14 protein-coding genes are annotated in these 17,653 nt (G+C 63.3%); 6 read left to right on the forward strand and 8 right to left on the reverse strand.

All coding sequences use genetic code 11. The features are described 5' to 3' along the window. Window positions 1–16: 16 nt before the first annotated feature. Together AC1D0I_RS12165 and hisN are read left to right on the forward strand one after the other, a co-directional pair. Window positions 17–958, forward strand: a complete 942-nt coding sequence (locus AC1D0I_RS12165; protein ID WP_477395317.1) for an N-formylglutamate amidohydrolase — start codon at window positions 17–19, stop codon at window positions 956–958. Between the two features lie 316 nt (window positions 959–1,274). Further along, a complete protein-coding gene (gene hisN / locus AC1D0I_RS12170) occupies window positions 1,275–2,048 on the forward strand; it encodes a histidinol-phosphatase (RefSeq protein WP_095084986.1) in 774 nt (257 codons plus the stop codon). Window positions 2,049–2,064: 16 nt separating this feature from the next. On the opposite strand, the gene AC1D0I_RS12175 is transcribed toward hisN, so the two are convergent. From AC1D0I_RS12175 to AC1D0I_RS12185, 3 genes are all read right to left on the reverse strand, one after another. Next, entirely contained in the window at window positions 2,065–2,895 is an 831-nt protein-coding gene (locus AC1D0I_RS12175) for a helix-turn-helix transcriptional regulator (RefSeq protein ID WP_477395431.1), read from the reverse strand. Between the two features lie 206 nt (window positions 2,896–3,101). Further along, window positions 3,102–3,353 (reverse strand): DUF1127 domain-containing protein, encoded by a 252-nt coding sequence (locus AC1D0I_RS12180; RefSeq protein ID WP_477395319.1) that lies wholly within the window; start codon window positions 3,351–3,353, stop codon window positions 3,102–3,104. A 3-nt stretch (window positions 3,354–3,356) separates the two neighbouring features. Next, window positions 3,357–3,512 (reverse strand): hypothetical protein, encoded by a 156-nt coding sequence (locus AC1D0I_RS12185; protein ID WP_167392101.1) that lies wholly within the window; start codon window positions 3,510–3,512, stop codon window positions 3,357–3,359. Between the two features lie 175 nt (window positions 3,513–3,687). Here AC1D0I_RS12185 and AC1D0I_RS12190 point away from each other — a divergent pair, with 175 nt between their 5' ends. Further along, window positions 3,688–4,200, forward strand: a complete 513-nt coding sequence (locus AC1D0I_RS12190; RefSeq protein ID WP_477227996.1) for a DUF1579 domain-containing protein — start codon at window positions 3,688–3,690, stop codon at window positions 4,198–4,200. A gap of 18 nt (window positions 4,201–4,218) precedes the next feature. On the opposite strand, the gene AC1D0I_RS12195 is transcribed toward AC1D0I_RS12190, so the two are convergent. Next, window positions 4,219–5,196 (reverse strand): alpha/beta fold hydrolase, encoded by a 978-nt coding sequence (locus AC1D0I_RS12195; RefSeq protein WP_477395320.1) that lies wholly within the window; start codon window positions 5,194–5,196, stop codon window positions 4,219–4,221. Window positions 5,197–5,674: 478 nt separating this feature from the next. Between AC1D0I_RS12195 and AC1D0I_RS12200 the strand changes: the two genes are divergently transcribed. Further along, window positions 5,675–6,142, forward strand: a complete 468-nt coding sequence (locus AC1D0I_RS12200) for an Hsp20 family protein (RefSeq protein ID WP_023759726.1) — start codon at window positions 5,675–5,677, stop codon at window positions 6,140–6,142. 68 nt (window positions 6,143–6,210) lie between these two features. On the opposite strand, the gene AC1D0I_RS12205 is transcribed toward AC1D0I_RS12200, so the two are convergent. Then, complete coding sequence (locus AC1D0I_RS12205; RefSeq protein WP_477395321.1) at window positions 6,211–7,080, reverse strand: MBL fold metallo-hydrolase; 870 nt, start codon at window positions 7,078–7,080, stop codon at window positions 6,211–6,213. Between the two features lie 36 nt (window positions 7,081–7,116). After that, window positions 7,117–8,166, reverse strand: coding sequence for a threonine aldolase family protein (locus tag AC1D0I_RS12210; protein WP_477395323.1), 1,050 nt, complete (start codon window positions 8,164–8,166; stop codon window positions 7,117–7,119). A 468-nt stretch (window positions 8,167–8,634) separates the two neighbouring features. On the opposite strand from AC1D0I_RS12210, the gene gltB reads away from it, so the two are divergent. Next, entirely contained in the window at window positions 8,635–13,365 is a 4,731-nt protein-coding gene (gene gltB, locus AC1D0I_RS12215; RefSeq protein ID WP_095084984.1) for a glutamate synthase large subunit, read from the forward strand. A gap of 141 nt (window positions 13,366–13,506) precedes the next feature. Further along, window positions 13,507–14,961: a glutamate synthase subunit beta gene (locus tag AC1D0I_RS12220; protein WP_457150803.1), complete on the forward strand. Its 1,455-nt coding sequence runs from the start codon at window positions 13,507–13,509 to the stop codon at window positions 14,959–14,961. Between the two features lie 94 nt (window positions 14,962–15,055). Here AC1D0I_RS12220 and AC1D0I_RS12225 read toward each other — a convergent pair whose 3' ends face one another. Further along, entirely contained in the window at window positions 15,056–16,291 is a 1,236-nt protein-coding gene (locus AC1D0I_RS12225; RefSeq protein ID WP_477395325.1) for an SGNH/GDSL hydrolase family protein, read from the reverse strand. 126 nt (window positions 16,292–16,417) lie between these two features. After that, the gene (locus AC1D0I_RS12230) at window positions 16,418–17,638 is read right to left on the reverse strand and encodes a lytic murein transglycosylase (protein WP_477395327.1); all 1,221 of its coding nucleotides are present in this window, start codon (window positions 17,636–17,638) and stop codon (window positions 16,418–16,420) included. Between the last annotated feature and the right edge of the window lie 15 nt (window positions 17,639–17,653).

A 17,653-nucleotide genomic window follows, 5' to 3' on the forward strand; every position in this document is an offset into this window, starting at 1 on the left:
ACACGCGGCCAGCAAGGTGGCACCTTCATATCATGATGCACTGGTGTTTGCGGGTTCGCACAAATTGAAGACGGCAGCCGAGGATTTTTCGGTCTTTCCACCCTTCGAAATCCGTTCGGGCGCCGAGCAGCGCGTCCCCTTCCTTTTCAACTCACCGCATAGCGGCCGCTACTATCCGGAGCGCTTCCTTGCCATGGCAAGGCTGGACCGCAACGCCATCCGCCGGTCGGAAGACTGCTATGTCGACGAACTGTTCGGCGGCGCCGTGGCGCTGGGGGCGCCGATGCTGGCGGCGAATTTCCCGCGCGCCTATCTCGACGTCAACCGCGAGCCGTGGGAACTTGATCCGCGCATGTTCGCCGAGCCGGTGCCGTCGTTCTGCAACATCCGCTCGGCGCGGGTGGCTGGCGGGCTTGGCACGGTGCCCAAGCTGGTCGGCGAGGGGCTCGATATTTATTCCGGCCGCCTGCCGCTGTCCGAAGCGGTCGCCCGCATCGAGGCCGTCTACAAGCCCTATCACGAGACGCTGAAACGGCTTTTGACCAGGACCCATGCGCGTTTCGGCTTTGCCGTGCTGATAGACTGTCATTCGATGCCGGCGAGTATCCGCGTCGGCGACAACGGCTTGCGGCCTGACTTCATCATCGGTGACCGTTTCGGCATCTCGGCCACCGCGGCGTTGACCGAGACCGCGATCGGCCTGCTCACCGCCATGGGCTACGCCGTCGCCCACAACAAGCCCTATGCCGGCGGCTTCATCACCGAGCACTATGGCCGCCCGGCGCGCCATCTCCACGCCCTGCAGATCGAGGTCAATCGCGGGCTCTACATGAACGAGCGGACATTCGAGAAGGCCGCCGGCTTCGACGCGCTGGCCGACGATTTGTCGCGATTTTCGGCGGATCTGATGGCAATGCCGGACCATCATTTCATCGACCTGCCGCTGGCGGCGGAGTGAAACCTTGGTCCGGGGCGCTCCGGCGTAAAAAAAGACCGCATCGTTTGCACGATACGGTCGAAGTCTAGGGAGGAAACGCCCAAGGAGGGCATGGACAGGAAAACCTGTCCGAGGTTGAGGGTATTGTGCGCTGCACAAATGTCAAGCGACCTTCAGGCTTTTTTAATTCACTCTGATGTGGAAATTGCTTTTCGGTGACGCTTGTGTGACATCCGGGCAACAGGTGCCGTCGCGGAAAAATCGTCGAACAGCCTCGTTTAGGCAGGAAATTGGCGGCAGAGCACGGCTCGGGCATGCTGCAATGCGGGAGAATCAGTTGGATATCAGCATCGATTTCATGCGCCGCATCGCGCGGGCGGCCGCGGCGGAAACCTTGCCGCGCTTCCGCAGCCAGGGCGCCGTCGCCAACAAGGAAAAGGGCAGTTTCGACCCGGTCACCGAAGCCGATCGCGAGGCCGAGCGCGCCATCCGGGCGCTGATATCGGCTGAGTATCCCGACCATGGCATCCTTGGCGAGGAGCACGGCAGCGAAAACATTTCGAGCAAACATGTCTGGGTGATCGACCCCATCGACGGCACGCGCGCCTTCATCTCCGGCCTGCCTGTGTGGGGGACGCTGGTCGGACTGACGGTCGACGGCGATGCTGTTGCCGGCATGATGTCGCAACCTTTCACCGGCGAGCTCTACTACGCCAACGCCTCGGGCTCTCACTATGAGGGGCCGGGTGGCCCGCGCAAGCTGACAACCCGCAAGACGACGAAGCTCGCCGACGCGACTCTGTTCACCACCACGCCGGCACTGTTCAAGGGCGAGGCGCGCGAGCGCTACGACCAGTTCGAAAAGCAGGTGCAACTCGCCCGCTACGGCACCGATTGCTATGCCTTCGCCATGATCGCATCGGGAAGCGTCGATATCGTCGCCGATCCCGGATTGAAGCCGTACGACATCGTGGCGCTGATCCCGATCATCGAAAAGGCCGGCGGCGTGGTCACCACATTCGATGGCGGGCCGGCGGAGAAGGGCGGCGATGTCGTGGCAGCGGCGACGCCGGAGCTGCATGCGGCGGCGATGGCTGCGCTCCGAGGCTGACTTTTCCTGAACTGCTTCAGCGCGGCTTGATCGAGCGCTGGAACTCCGCTGGGGTGCGGCCGTAAACCAGCCTGAACGCGGAGCTGAAATGGCTGTGGCTGGAGAAGCCAAGGTCCATGCCCAGCGTCGTCAGATTGTCGTAGCGGCCAAGCAGGTCGAGCGCGCGCGCCAGCCGCAGGCGCAAATGATAACGGTAGAGCGGCATGGCCTCGACCTGCTGGAACATCTGCGTCAGGTAGACCGGCGAGACGCCGACCTCGGCGGCAATTTCGGCCAGAGTCCAGCGTCGCGACAGATCCGAGGACAAAACGAGCTTGGCACGGTCGACCAGTTTCTGTCGGCCCGGGCTGGGGCCGGCGACATGCGAGGTCCGCTCGCCGAGAGAGCGCCGCACCAGCGTCAGCGCCAGGGTTTCGGCCTCGAGCGTTTCGGCTATGTTGCGGCTCAAGCTGTGGCGCAGCAAAGCCACCAAAGCCTGCGCCCGTGGGTCGATGCGCCGGCGTTGGCGACGGAACGCCGGGGTCGCGCCGCTGCGCAATTGCTCCTTCGGCACCAGCTCCAGCAGCTGAGCCTCCTCGACGACGAGATCGAGGCAGGCGTCGCCACCGTCGACGGGGTGGCTGATCCGATAGGCTTCCGCCTCGTTGAAGAACAGCAGCTGATTGGCTTCGGCGACCGCATCATTGCGGCCGACATGGCGCACGAAGACGCCGCGATAGGGAAATACCAGATGCGTCGCCGACGTGCACTCTTCCTCGCTCCTGTGCCGGCATTGCCCGCTGCAGGCGACGTCGCGCACTCTGACAGTGCCGGTGTCGAGAAGCAGCTGGACCGTGAATTGGGATATGGCCATTGCGTTGTTTTCCTCTGCCGGGCCATGGGTCCTGCATCGGCACTCTACGCAATCGGCCGCCCATTCCTGTCAGGAGACTTCCAGGCAGGCCGCTTCTTAATGCGCGTCGCGTCAAAATGGATTCACGCGACGCGCTTTGAGTTTTTTTGTTTCACGCATGTCGTCGCCCCAAAACGGGGACCACTTTTCGGCGGTATGCATCAATCCCACAGCCGGCGCGTGAATTCTGAGTAAGCTTCGCCGCGCGACAGACCGATGTCCTTGAGTTGGTCGTCGGTCATCTCGAGCAAAGCGCGGCGGCTTCGGCGCCTCTCCATCTGACAACTGATCCAGCCAGCCGTCGCAATGAATTGTGCGTACAAAGTCTGGCGAATGGTCACGGTGCGGATTGCCGGTGCCTGCGTCGGCGCCGTGCCGGCCAGGCATTGCGTCGCCGTATGATCAGGGCGCATCGCTCAGTCCTCCCTAGTGCCGGCTGCCGAGGCGCCGGCTTCGTTCAGCGCTTGCGCGCATTCCTCGCAGCAGACTTCGACGGTCTTGCCGCCGACCTTGACGCGGATCGGGTTGGCGTCCAGCTGGCAATCGCAGGCGGCGCAGGTTTTCTCGGTCATGATCTCATCTCCATGGCGTTCAGTTCGACACGGACAGATGAGCACTGCGGGACGGCGCGGGCTGTCAGATTCTTTAGCACTTTGTGTGCGCGGGCAGCGCCGGCCCATCCCTACTGACAACAGGGTGTCAGTAGGGACCGACTATGGAAGGGGCCTTTCCAGAGGAGGACGAGACATGCCGACACAATCAACAGCCAGCCACGCCAATGACATTCCGGCGGACGGCCGCAGCGATTTCGACTTCTTCTTCGGCTGCTGGAATGTCAGCCATCGAAGGCTGCAAAAGCGCCTTGCGAGCGATACCAACTGGGACGAATTCGGCGGCACATGCGAGGTGCGTCCGCTGCTCGGCGGTCTTGGCAATGTCGACGACAATGTGATCGAGCTGCCGGACGGCGCCTATCGTGCCGCAACGGTGCGGACCTTCGATCCGGCGACACGGCAATGGTCGATCTGGTGGATCGATGGCCGCAACCCGCTGACCATCGACGTGCCGGTGCGCGGCGCGTTCACCGACGGTGTCGGCACGTTCCTGTGTGACGACGTCTTCGACGGGCGGCCGATCCAGGTTCGTTTCCTCTGGTCACGGATGATGGAGAATTCGGCGCGCTGGGAACAGGCCTTTTCGCTCGATGGCGGCACGAGCTGGGAGACCAACTGGGTCATGGAGTTCGCCCGCCAGGCGTGAGCCGGGGATCGGCGTCTGTCAGGCCGTAGGATCGTCGCTGCCGGGAATGAAGGCATCGAAGGCGGCGAGGAGTTGCTCGCGGTACATGTCGGCCTCCTGCAGGATTTCGTGGCGGGAGCCGTCGATCATCAGCAGTGAACCGAGCCGCAGACGCCTGGCATAGGCTTCCACCGCCTTGGTCGAGACGACCTGGTCGGCGCCGGCGGCGATTATCAGCATGGGGACCTGAATGCGAGCCATGAAGTCGGGGTCACTGACAGCCTCGGATGCTTTGGCGGCGGCCTGCAGCCAGCGGATGGTCGGGCCGCCGAGCGCCAGCTGCGGGTACTCTTCGTAGATCCGCGTGTTGCGCCGGTAGCGCACCGGGTCGGACGTCAGCTTGTTGGTCTCGAAAGGGGCCGGCATCTTCGGCCGTGGACCCCAGGCGGCATAGAGCCTGCCAAGGCCGAGCGCGCAGAAGAACGAACAGACGCGCCGAACCGTCGATATCGAGACCGGCAGGTCGGGCACGGTCAGGAATGGTGCGATCAGCACCATGCGCCGCACGCGGTTCACCATCGACGGCGTGGCAAGCAGCGTGATCACCGCACCGGCTGAATGGGCGAGGATGTAGTAGGGCCCGCGGCAGTCGGGCAGCACGATCTCCTCGAAGAACTGCTCAAGGTCGGCGGTGTAGTCGCGGAAGCTACGGACATAGCCGCGCTGGCGATCGCGGATCAGACGGGAAGAATCACCCTGGCCGCGCCAGTCGAGGGTGGCGACGCCAAAGCCACGGTCGGCAAGATTGCGGATGGTTTCGAAATATTTCTCGATGCACTCGTTGCGGCCGGTGAGCACGACCACGGTGCCCTTCAACGGGCGAGTGACTGCGCCGAACAGGCCGTAGCGGATCTTCTTGCGGTCGCGGGTGGTGAAGAAGCCGCCGCTGGCGTTTTCCGGTCGTGGATTGCCCTCGATTTCGTGAAAAAGGGGGATGTCTGGGACAAGATCCGTCATTCGGCGCTTCGTGCTCGTGCCCGCCCGTGCTGGCTGGCTCCGCTAAGGTGATAGACGCCCATGCGCCAAAAGCAAAGGAATTCCCGGTGACGCGAGACACACAATGGGGAAGGCCGGAAGCCGCTTGAAAGCGTGCTTCCGGCCTCTGTCGATCCGGGAGGAAGGGACGTTACACCCCGGTCGGCCTCGTTGCGGCGTCTCAAGAACGGTTCATCGTCCGGCGCGCCGCCAATCCTTGATCTTGGGCCCACTCTAGCGCCGGCTGTCTGAACGCGCGCCGAAGCTTTGGTTCATCTGCCGTTCATCAACGAACAGCCGCACGGTTTTTGCTGGCAGGAGAAATCTTGAAATGCCTTCGAGCGCTCCCCAAATGTCGGATGCGGTCGCCAATATCGGGGCCGCTGGTCCAGCCGAAACGCCGCTCAAGGGTTTCGCACCGGCCATACGCAAACCATGTTGCTCAACAGGAGAACACCTCATGCGTCACGTTGACTTTTCCCCGCTTTATCGCTCGACCGTCGGCTTCGACCGTCTCTTCACCATGCTCGATTCGCTTGCGCAGCCCGATGGCGCGCAGACTTATCCGCCCTACAACATCGAGCGCACCGGCGAGGATTCCTACCGGATCTCGATGGCTGTTGCCGGCTTCTCGGACGAGGAAATCTCGATCGAAGCCCATCGCAACGTGCTGACGGTAAAAGGTGAGCGCAAGGACGAGGGCACGGGCGAAGGTTCCGAACTGCTCTATCGCGGCATTGCCTCGAGGGCTTTCGAACGCCGCTTCCAGCTTGCCGACCATGTTGAAGTCGTCGGCGCCGCGCTGAAGAACGGCCTGCTCTTCGTCGACCTCAAGCGCAACATTCCCGAGGAGTTGAAGCCGCGCAAGATCGCGATCACCTCGGCTCCGGCCAAGGCCAAGCAGATCGAGGCCAAGACCGCCAACTAAAGACCGCCAACTAAACCGATAGCCTCCCAGGGCAAAGGCGGCGCCGAAGGGCGCCGCCTTTCTTATGTTCAGCTGGCAGTCCCCGAAGCCACCACGGCCTCAACGTTTTGTCGGTGAACGGCCTCGTATGGCGCGAAATAACCGACGGCACCGGAGGCAAACACTTCGGCAGCGAAGGCTCTCAGATCTTGCCTCACCAGATCGGGCTCGTGTCGGCAGCGAAGCAGCTTTTCGACATAGGATCGGGTAGCGGCAATGAACTCGCGACCGTACCCACCGGATTGGATCATCTGCAACGAACCGTGATTGGGTAGGATGCGGTCAAAGGTCCAGCCGGCCATGCGTTCGAGATCGTCCAGATGTTTAGTCAGCCGTTCCGGTTCGCCGACATAAGTGATCGGATCTTCAAGCGTATCGCCCGCAAAGAGCAGACCGGCGCTGGGCATGACCAACACGGTACCGTCGTGACTGTGGATTTCGACGTGCCGAAGGTCGACCGCTATCGACCCGACCATGAGGTCGAGATTGTCGTCGAATGTCCGATTCGGAAGGATAAGGGGTCTGATCGGCGGGTTCTCATTTTCCAGTTTGGTCCGGTTCTCTGCGAGAGCAGAGGCTGTGAGGTTGTTGGCGATGATTTCGCAATCCCGGAACACCTCGTTGCCGGCGACATGATCATCATGCCAATGACTGAGGACCACCCGCATCGAGGTGACGCCCATACCCTCTAGCGTTTGCCGGATGATCCGGGCGTGCTGAAGCGAAATATGCGTGTCATAGACAAGCGCTTCCGAGCCATCGACAATTGCATAGGTGCAAATGCCAAGGGCATAGGCGCCGTCATCGAGCCAATTGGGCTGATCCGACCAGCCGCGAACGCCCTCTATCCGGCCGTCATAAAAGCCGAGCACGTTTGGAGCGGGGCGGATCAGCCGCATAGTCGAGCCGAGCGGTGACATGGTCATAGGAAAAGCTCAAGCGATCAGGTGGCCAAGGTGGTCGATCTCTTCGGTCGTGGTCGCGAAGCTGGCGACGAAACGGTAGATCACTTCATTGTCGCCGAGGTGGCTGTCGAAGCCCTGCGGCAGACCCCATTCGTAGAATTTTGCCCCGGCCGCCTGCAGCTTTTCGGCTTTGGCGCGGTCGAGGATCGCGAACACTTCATTGGCCTGCGGCAGCCAGGCCAGCCGGCCTGCCGGTGCATCCTCGATCGTCGCGGCCAGCCGCGCGGCCATGGCATTGGCGTGGTGCGCCATCCTCAGCCAGAGATCGTCGGTGAAATAGGCTTCGAACTGAGCCGAGATGAAGCGCGCCTTGGAAAAGGTCTGCCCGGCGCGCTGGCGAAGCAGGCGCAGGTCGCGTGCCACGTCGGGGTTCAGGACCACCACCGCATCGGCCATCCAGCAGCCGTTCTTGGTGCCTCCGAAGGAGATGATATCGACGCCGCTCTTCCAGGTCATTTCTGCGGGACTGATTTCCGTCGCCGCAATCGCGTTGGCGAACCGCGCTCCGTCCATGTGCAGAGGCAGGCCGTGACGGCGGCTGACTTCGGCGATCGCCTTGACATCGTCGACGGTGTAGACAGTGCCGACCTCGGTCGCCTGGGTGATCGTCACCGCCATCGGCTGGCCGGCGGGGGCGAGGTCTTGCGAGTAGCGCGTGATGGCCCGGTCGAGGGCCTGCGGATTGATGCGCCCCAGTGGCCCCGGAACCGGCGACATGCGCGCTCCACCGGTGTAGAAGCCCGCGGCGCCGAATTCATCGACATTCATGTGCGCTTCGGAATGGCAGAAGGCGACGCCGCCGATGCGATTGCACGCCGCCATGGACAGCGCGTTGGCCGCCGTGCCGGTCGCGACAAAGAACACCGCGACATCCCGTTCGAAAATCTCGCTGAAGCGCCGGTAGACGGCGCGGTCGAGCTCGCCGTCGCCATAAGCGGTGGCGATGCCCGCGGCATGCCGGGATAAATTGGCCGAGATGTCGGGATGGACGCCCGCCCAGTTGTCGGATGCAAAAAACATCAGGAATCCTGCTTCGGTTGAAAACGGCGCGACCTTGGCTGCTTTGGGGTTTCACACGCAAGGGCCACGTGTCGGAAAAGCGGTAAAGCCAGCCAGATCCGAAAAGCTGCTGTGATCGAAGCTTACGTTTTTCCTCAACTTCACGTAATTTTATGTCGCTGGCGGTCCAAGTTTTTTGTGAATCGGTCTTGTGTGCGTCCAGGATTTCTGTCATAAAAATTTAGGACAGTAGTGCTGTCTTATTTTGTCGCACAAAACGAGCTGGATTGGCGTATCATTTGGGCCTCTCCGGCTGTTGCTGCGGGCGACAGGTTGGACAGCCAGACGCTGGCCTGTACGAATACGAACCATGCGGAAAGCCGTCTGGTTCGGCAAGGATTTCGCAAGACGTGCCGCAAGGATCAGGGTGAGCCAGGCGCTTGCCGGGGCAGACCAGCGCCCGAAGGGCTGGGAATGGAGGACCGAGAGATGACGGACATGACGCACTCTGCGACGAACGGCCAGGCCGCGCAGACGAAAGCGGCAACCGTCAAAACCGCGTCCCGAACCAATACTAGCCGAACCAACATCGGCGCCCAAGGCCTCTACGACCCGCGCAACGAGCATGATGCCTGCGGCGTCGGCTTCATCGTCAACATGAAGGGCGTGAAGTCGCATCAGATCGTCAAGGACGGCCTTGCCGTGCTCGAAAACCTGACGCATCGCGGCGCCGTCGGCGCCGATCCGCTGGTCGGCGATGGCGCCGGCGTGCTGGTGCAGCTTCCCGACCGTTTCTTCCGCGAGGAGATGGCAGCCCAGGGCATCGAACTGCCGCTGGTAGGTCAGTACGGCGTCGGACACTGGTTCATGCCGCAGGACGCGGCACTTCGCGCCCATATCGAGGACATCATCGCCGAATCGGCGCAGTCCGAGGGGCTTCCGCTCATCGGTTTCCGCGACGTGCCGGTCGACAATTCGTCGCTGTCGAAGGCGCCTGATATCGTCGCGTCCGAACCGTTCCATCGGCAGGTCTTCATCGGCCGCACATCAGACATCCCCGATGACGAGGAGTACGAGGCCAGGCTCTATCTGCTGCGCAAGGTCATATCGGGCCGCATCTACGCCGAGAACGACAACAAGGACATCGGCTCCTACTGTGTGTCGCTGTCGGCACGCACCATCGTCTACAAGGGCATGTTCCTCGCCTATCAGGTCGGCGCCTATTACAAGGACCTGACCGATCCGCGCTTCGAAACCGCGCTGATTCTTGTCCACCAGCGCTTCTCGACCAACACTTTCCCGTCGTGGAAGCTGGCGCATCCCTATCGCATGGTCGCCCACAATGGCGAGATCAACACCGTGCGTGGCAACAACAACTGGATGGCGGCGCGACAGGCGTCGGTCGATTCCGAACTGTTCGGCAACAACATCTCGAAGCTGTGGCCGATTTCCTATGAAGGCCAGTCCGACACCGCCTGTTTCGACAATGCGCTCGAATTCCTGTTCCAGGGTGGGTACAGCCTCAGCCATGCCATGATGATGCTGATCCCGGAAGCCTGGGCCGGCAACAAGCTCATGGATGCCGATCGCAAGGCCTTCTACGAATACCATGCCGCGCTGATGGAGCCGTGGGACGGACCGGCGGCGGTTGTCTTCACCGATGGCCGCCAGATCGGCGCCACGCTCGACCGCAACGGATTGCGCCCGGCGCGCTACATCGTCACCGACGATGACCGCGTCATCATGGCTTCGGAAGCCGGCGTGCTGCCGGTGCCGGAAGAGAAGATCGTCAAGAAGTGGCGGCTGCAGCCCGGCCGCATGCTGCTGATCGACCTGGAGAAGGGGCGCATCGTCTCGGACGAGGAGCTCAAGTCGGAGATCGCGACCAAGCACCCCTACAAGACCTGGCTCGCCAACACACAGCTCATCCTCGAAGACCTGAAGCCGGTCGAGCCGCGCGCGCTGCGCAAGGATGTCAGCCTGCTCGATCGCCAGCAGGCGTTCGGCTACTCCCAGGAAGACACCAAGCTGTTGATGTCGCCGATGGCGACGACAGGCCAGGAAGCCGTTGGTTCGATGGGCACCGATACGCCGATCTCGGCGATGTCGGACAAGTCGAAGCTGCTCTACACCTATTTCAAGCAGAACTTCGCCCAGGTCACAAACCCGCCGATCGACCCGATCCGCGAGGAACTGGTGATGAGCCTGGTGTCCTTCATCGGGCCGCGGCCGAACATCTTCGACTTGGTCGGCAATTCGCGCCGCAAGCGGCTCGAGGTGCGCCAGCCGATCCTGACCAATGGCGATCTGGAGAAGATCCGCTCCATCGGGCACACCGAGGACCGCTTCGACACCAAGACGATCGACATCACCTACGGCTCGAATGAAGGAGCCGCGGGCATGCAGGGCGCCATCGACCGCCTGTGCGAGCGGGCGGAGGCGGCTGTCGCCGGCGGCTACAACATCATCATCCTGTCCGACCGCCAGGTCGGGCCGGACCGCATCGCCATCCCGGCGCTCCTGGCGACGGCCGCGGTGCATCACCACCTGATCCGCAAGGGGCTGCGCACCTCGGTCGGCCTCGTCGTCGAATCCGGCGAGCCGCGCGAAGTGCATCATTTCTGCTGCCTTGCCGGCTATGGCGCCGAGGCGATCAACCCTTACCTCGCCTTCGACACGCTGCTCGACATGCACAAGCGCGGCGAACTGCCGAAAGAGGTCGACGCCTACGAAGTCGTCACGCGCTACATCAAGTCGATCGGCAAGGGCATCCTGAAGGTGATGTCCAAGATGGGCATCTCCACCTATCAGTCCTATTGCGGCGCGCAGATTTTCGACGCCATCGGGCTGAAGACCGATTTCGTCCAACAGTATTTCACCGGCACCGCGACGCTGATCGAAGGCGTCGGGCTGGACGAGATCGCGACCGAGACGCTCAGCCGCCACAATGACGGCTTCGGCAACGATCCGGTGCTGCGCAACAGCCTGGAAGTCGGCGGCGAATACATGTTCCGCATGCGCGGCGAGGCGCATATGTGGTCGCCCGACGCGGTCGCTACCCTGCAGCACGCCGTGCGCCAGGGCTCGTGGGAGACGTTCAAGGACTATTCCGCGCAGATCGACAGCGAGACGGCCCGGGCCCAGACCATTCGTGGCCTGTTCAGGATCAAGCTGGCCGAAGAAACCGGCCGCAAGAAGGTCGCGCTCGACGACGTCATGTCGGCGGCCGACATCGTCAAGCGGTTCTCGACCGGGGCGATGTCCTTCGGCTCGATCTCGCGCGAAGCGCACACCACGCTGGCGCGCGCCATGAACGCCATTGGCGGCAAGTCCAACACCGGCGAGGGCGGCGAAGAGGCGGACCGCTATCTGCCGCTGCCCGGCGGCGGCAAGAACCCGGAACGCTCGGCGATCAAGCAGATCGCCTCGGGCCGTTTCGGCGTGACGGCCGAATATCTCGTCAATTCCGACATGATGCAGATCAAGGTGGCGCAGGGCGCCAAGCCCGGCGAGGGCGGCCAGCTGCCCGGCCACAAGGTCGACGCGACCATCGCCAAGGTCCGGCACTCGACGCCGGGCGTCGGCCTGATCTCGCCGCCACCGCATCACGACATCTATTCGATCGAAGACCTGGCGCAGCTGATTTACGATCTGAAGAACGTCAACCCGGCGGCCGACGTGTCGGTCAAGCTGGTCTCGGAAGTCGGCGTCGGCACGGTTGCGGCCGGCGTCGCCAAGGCGCGCGCCGACCACATCACCATCTCGGGCTATGATGGCGGCACCGGTGCCTCGCCGCTGACGTCGCTGAAGCACGCCGGCAGCCCGTGGGAAATGGGCCTTGCCGAGACGCACCAGACGCTGGTGCTGAACGGTTTGCGCTCACGCGTGGCGCTGCAGGTCGATGGCGGCTTGCGCACCGGCCGCGACGTCATCGTCGGCGCGCTGCTCGGTGCCGACGAATTCGGCTTCTCGACCGCGCCGCTGATCGCGGCCGGCTGCATCATGATGCGCAAGTGCCATCTCAACACCTGTCCGGTCGGCGTGGCGACGCAGGATCCGGTGCTGCGCAAGCGCTTCAAGGGCACGCCCGAGCATGTCATCAACTTCTTCTTCTACGTGGCGGAAGAGGTGAGGGCGCTGCTCGCCGAGATGGGCTACACCCATATCGACCAGATCATCGGCGACGCCGACCTGCTGGAAAAGCGCGACCTGATCGTGCACTGGAAAGCGCGCGGGCTCGATTTCTCGAAGATGTTCTTCAAGCCGGACGCGCCGCATGAAGCGGTGCACTGGACCGAGCGGCAGAAGCACCCGATCGACGATGTGCTCGACCGCAAGCTGATCGAACTGGCGAAGCCCGCGCTCGAAAGCAAGCAGCCGGTCAAGATCGAGGTCGACATCCGCAATGTCGACCGCTCGACCGGCGCCATGCTGTCGGGCGAAGTGGCCAAGCGCTTCAAGCATAAGGGCCTGCGCGAGGATACGATCTCGGTGAAGCTGACCGGCACTGCCGGACAGTCCTTCGGCGCCTTCCTGGCGCGCGGCATCTCGTTCGATCTCGTCGGCGCCGGCAACGACTATGTCGGCAAGGGCCTGTCGGGCGGCCGTATCGTCATCCGGCCTCCGGAAGAGGCCAAGATCGTCGCGGCGGAGTCCATCATCGTCGGCAACACGGTGCTCTATGGCGCGACCGAAGGCGAGGCCTATTTCGCCGGCGTCGCCGGCGAGCGTTTCGCCGTGCGCAATTCGGGCGTGGCCGCCGTCGTCGAAGGCGTCGGCGACCATGGCTGCGAGTACATGACCGGCGGCATAGTCGTCGTCATCGGCAAGACCGGCCGCAACTTCGCTGCCGGCATGTCGGGCGGCGTCGCCTATGTGCTGGACGAGGCGGGCGATTTCGCCGAGCGCTGCAACATGGCGATGGTCGAGCTGGAACCGGTTCCGGAAGAAGACGACCTGATGGAAAGGCTGCTGCACCATGGCGGCGATCTCGACCACAAGGGTCGTGTCGACGTCTCCGGCGACATGACCAGCCATGACGAGGAGCGGCTCTACCAGCTGATCTCGAACCATGTGCACTACACCGGTTCGGTGCGCGGCCGCGAAATCCTCGACGACTGGACGACCTTCCGGCCGAAATTCCGCAAGATCATGCCGGTCGAATACCGCCGCGCACTGATCGAGATGGAACGCATGCGCATGGGCGTTGCGGCGGAATAGACTTGGCAGTTGCCGGGAGGCCCAGGTTTCCCGGTCCACTTTCATCGAAAGTTTGACCTCGAAGGCAAGGTTGCCATGGCTGCCTCAAGAGGTTAACGGGTGCGGCGAAAACCGCACCATCTGGACAGCAGGAACTGGACTATGGGCAAGGTAACAGGCTTTCTCGAAATCGACCGGCAGGTGCACAAGTACCAGCCGGCCTCCGACCGCATCCGGCATTTCCGCGAATTCACGCTGCCGATGTCGGACAAGGAGGTCGAGAAACAGGCCGCGCGCTGCATGGATTGCGGCATTCCGTTCTGCCATGGACCGACGGGCTGCCCGATCCACAACCAGATCCCGGACTGGAACGACCTCGTCTACAATGGCGACTGGGACAACGCGATCCGCAACCTGCATTCGACCAACAACTTCCCGGAGTTCACCGGCCGCATCTGCCCCGCGCCCTGCGAGGAAGCCTGCACGCTGAACCTCGAGGACATCCCCGTCGCCATCAAGACGGTCGAGCAGGCGATCGCCGACAAGGCCTATGAGACCGGCCATATCAGGCCCTATCCGCCGGAGAAGAAGACGGGAAAGCGCGTCGCCGTCATCGGCTCCGGCCCGGCCGGCATGGCGGCTGCCCAGCAGCTTGGCCGCGCCGGCCACGACGTCCATGTCTATGAGCGCGAAAGCCGGCCGGGCGGGCTGATGCGCTACGGCATTCCCGACTTCAAAATCGAGAAGCACTATATCGACCGGCGTATCGAGCAGATGCAGGGCGAGGGCGTGACCTTCCATTGCGGTGTCAATGTCGGTGTCGACAAGCCGGTTGCCGAGTTGCTCGCCGAACATGACGCCGTGCTCTATTGCGGCGGTTCCGAAACACCGCGCGCGGCCGGCATCCCGGGCGACGATCTCGGTGGCGTGCATGATGCGATGCCCTATCTGGTGCAGCAGAACAGGCGGGTCGGCGGCGAGCCGATCCAGTCGGTGGCCTGGCCGTCGCATCCGATCATCGCCGGCGGCCAGCATGTCGTCGTCGTCGGCGGTGGCGATACCGCGTCCGACTGCGTCGGCACCGCCTTCCGCCAAGGCGCCGTGCGCGTCACCCAGCTCGACATCCGCCCGCAGCCGCCGGAGAAGGAAGACAAGCTTTCGGTCTGGCCCTACTGGGCGACCAAGATGCGCACCTCGTCCTCGCAGGCCGAAGGGGCGGAGCGCGAATTCCAGGTGGCGACGCTCGAGTTCATCGGCGAGGAGGGTCAACTGACCGGCGTCAAGTGCTGCGAGGTCGACGAGAAGCGCAAGCCGATCGCCGGCACCGAATTCGTCATCCGAGCAGATCTCGCCTTCATCGCCATTGGCTTTGCCGGCCCGACCATCGCCGGCCTGGTGTCGGAATTGGACGGCCAGATGAAGATCGTCACCGACAGCCGCCGTTCCAGGAACGTAGAAGCCAATGATCGCGACTATAGGACCAGCGTCGACAGGCTCTATGCGGCGGGCGACGTGCGTCGCGGCCAGTCGCTGGTCGTCTGGGCGATCCGCGAGGGTCGCCAGGCGGCTCGCTCGATCGACGAGGCCTTGATGGGGTCCACCGTACTGCCCAGCTGAGCCCGTTGGAAATCTACTCCCGCAGCCATCTGGAGGCGTTTTCTGCGCTTCCGGTGCTCGCGGGAGCGAATTTCGAAACGGGCTCAGGGAGCCTCTAAGGATTTATCGCCGTCGTCGTGCCGGGTGCGGCCACCGCCGCCGCAGGCTGCGGCCGGGGTGGCCAGGAGAAATCGTCGGCGCGGCCGGGCGAGGCTTGCGGGGCCTTGCCTTCGACCACCAGTTTTTCACCGGGCAGATCCGGATTGGGCTTTGGCTGCGGCGCCGCGCCCAGAAGTTCGGAGCCGCCGTCGAGTGCCGGATCGCTGAGCAGCATCGGCGCGGTGCGGTCGATGACGATGGGCGCGGCGGCCGGCCCAGGCGCCTCGACGGGCGCGCCCGCCGGTGCGGTCGCCGGGGTTACGCTTCCSGGGGCGGCGAGGCCGAGGATCTTCATCAGCGGCTTTTCGGTATAGAAGGCGAGCTTGCGCTTGCCGGCCTTCGAGACGTTGATGCCGTCGTCGGCACGCAGCCGCACGGGCTGGCCGTTCATGTCGGGGCCGCTGATGACGAAGGCGCCGTTCTCGTCGACAAAGCCGTCCCAGACGTCGACGAATTCGCCGCCATGGCTTTCGGTGGCCTGATGGTAGATGTCGTTGAAGGCCAACATGTCGGAGGTCATCTTCGGCACCCGGAAGGCCGGCATGCCAACCCACAGGAAAGGCACCTTGGCGTCGGCGATGGCCTTGCCGAGCGCATCGGTGCGGCGCTCGTATTCCTTGGTCCAGTTCTCGGACCGGGGCTGCTCGCGCACATCCCCCACCTTCATCTGCTGACGGTCGTTGGAACCCAGCATGACGACGACGGCGGCCGGTTTTTCGGTCTCGATCAGCGCCTTGATCTGTTCGGGCCAGTTGTAGAAATCATCGCGCACGAAGCCGGACGAGCCATTGCTGCGAGCCACGATCCTGATGCCGGTGTTGTCGGCAAAGGCGGTGTCGAGGCCTTCGGCAAGCCCGGACGCCATGAAATCGCCGACCACCAGGACGGTACGGGCATCCGGGACTTTCTCGGCGATCGGCATTTGCGGCTCGGCCGGCGCACGCGGGACGCGGGGTTTGCGCGGCTTTGGCTTCGCCTTCTGGATGTTCAGCGGCGGCTCGATCTGCTCGCTGCGGCGTGGGAACAAAAGGTCGCGCAACGAGTCGCGCAACGACCAGCCGCGGTATTGCCGCTCCTGCGCCATGGCCGGCGCATGGAAGGCGCCAGCCAAGCCGACGGCGAGAACGACGACGGCCAGAATCAGCACCGGCATGCGACGAACAAGCCCTGCGATGCGCGCAGCCGAAGCCAATCGTTTCCTCCATCCCGTGGCGCACTGCCTTGAAAAGTCGCCTCGACTTTCGAAGGTCATTGCACCATACAGATTGCTACAGTGTCCTTTGCGAGTCCGAAAGACCGCGCGGCACCGCAGGTGGCCCTATTTCTGCCTGAGCCACTTCAGCACTTCCATGCTCGGATAGCCGTCCTGGGCCAATCCGGCCTTGGCCTGGAAGGCCATGATGGCGGTTTTCGAGCCATCGCCGATCTTGCCATCGAATTTGCCGTCGTAGAGGCCGTGCTGGGAAAGCCGCTTCTGCAGCTCCTGCCTTTCCTCGAAAGTGAGCTTGGTGAAAGGCCGCTTCCAGTCCTGCACGAGACCGCTGGAGCCGGCGATTTCGTCGGCGAGAAGACCGACGGCGAGCGCATATTTGTCGGCATTGTTGTAGGCCTTGATGACCGAGAAATTCTTGACCATCAGGAAGGCTGGCCCGCCGCGGCCGTCCGGCACTTTCAGCGTCGCCTTGTCGGAGCCGTTCTTGAACGGCTTGGCGTTGGCCCTGGCAACGCCGAGCGCCTGCCATTGCGACAGCGTCTTAGACCCGCCAGGAAGCTTGCCGGCCGGCAAGGTGACCTCATAGCCCCAGGTCTTGCCGGCCTGCCAGCCATTCTTCTTCAACAGGTTGGCGGCCGTCGCCAGCGCATCGGGGATCGAATTCCAGATGTCGCGCTTGCCGTTGCCGTCCATGTCGACGGCATAGTGCAGATAGCTGGTCGGGATGAACTGGGTGTGGCCCATGGCGCCGGCCCAGGATCCGCTCAGATGGCTTTCGTCGATATCGCCGGTCTGCAGGATCTTCAGCGCGGCGATCAACTGGGTGCGGGCGAATTTTGCCCGCTTCGGATCGGCATAGGCCAGGGTCGCCAGCGAGCGCACGACGTTGCGCATGATGTCGTCGCGCTTGAGGATTTCGCCATAGTTCGATTCCATCGACCAGATGGCGAGCAGGATGTAGCGGTCGACGCCGAACCTGGCCTCGATCCTGTCCAGCCATGGCTTCCACTTCTTGGCCATTTGCTGGCCGACGGCGACAGACTGGTCATGGACGCGGTTGTCGAAATAGTCCCAGGCAGGCGCGGTGAATTCAGGCTGCGTACGCGCCTTTTCCAGCACCACCGGGTCGATATCCCTGATGTCCCTGAAGGCCTGGTCGTAGAGGGCACCGGAAACGCCGCTCTGCACGGCTGTGGCACGGAAGCCGGCGACCCACTGCCGGAAACCGGCATCGGCGAAAGCCGGGCCGGGCATCAGCAGGGCGAGCGAGAGGCTGGCTGCCGCGATGACGCTGGTAAAACGCTTTGCGGCACTGCGAACGGACATCTTTTCCCCTTTCTC

This window comes from Mesorhizobium sp. P2_D1, assembly GCF_056404455.1.

Coding starts and splice junctions, on each gene's coding strand:
- AC1D0I_RS12190 (WP_477227996.1), top strand. CDS start 3,688: ATGCCGACACAATCAACAGCCAGCCACGCCAATGACATTCCGGCGGAC.
- AC1D0I_RS12210 (WP_477395323.1), bottom strand. CDS start 8,166: ATGTTTTTTGCATCCGACAACTGGGCGGGCGTCCATCCCGACATCTCG.
- gltB (WP_095084984.1), top strand. CDS start 8,635: ATGACGGACATGACGCACTCTGCGACGAACGGCCAGGCCGCGCAGACG.
- AC1D0I_RS12195 (WP_477395320.1), bottom strand. CDS start 5,196: ATGACGGATCTTGTCCCAGACATCCCCCTTTTTCACGAAATCGAGGGC.
- AC1D0I_RS12230 (WP_477395327.1), bottom strand. CDS start 17,638: ATGTCCGTTCGCAGTGCCGCAAAGCGTTTTACCAGCGTCATCGCGGCA.
- AC1D0I_RS12220 (WP_457150803.1), top strand. CDS start 13,507: ATGGGCAAGGTAACAGGCTTTCTCGAAATCGACCGGCAGGTGCACAAG.
- AC1D0I_RS12180 (WP_477395319.1), bottom strand. CDS start 3,353: ATGCGCCCTGATCATACGGCGACGCAATGCCTGGCCGGCACGGCGCCG.
- AC1D0I_RS12200 (WP_023759726.1), top strand. CDS start 5,675: ATGCGTCACGTTGACTTTTCCCCGCTTTATCGCTCGACCGTCGGCTTC.
- AC1D0I_RS12185 (WP_167392101.1), bottom strand. CDS start 3,512: ATGACCGAGAAAACCTGCGCCGCCTGCGATTGCCAGCTGGACGCCAAC.
- AC1D0I_RS12205 (WP_477395321.1), bottom strand. CDS start 7,080: ATGCGGCTGATCCGCCCCGCTCCAAACGTGCTCGGCTTTTATGACGGC.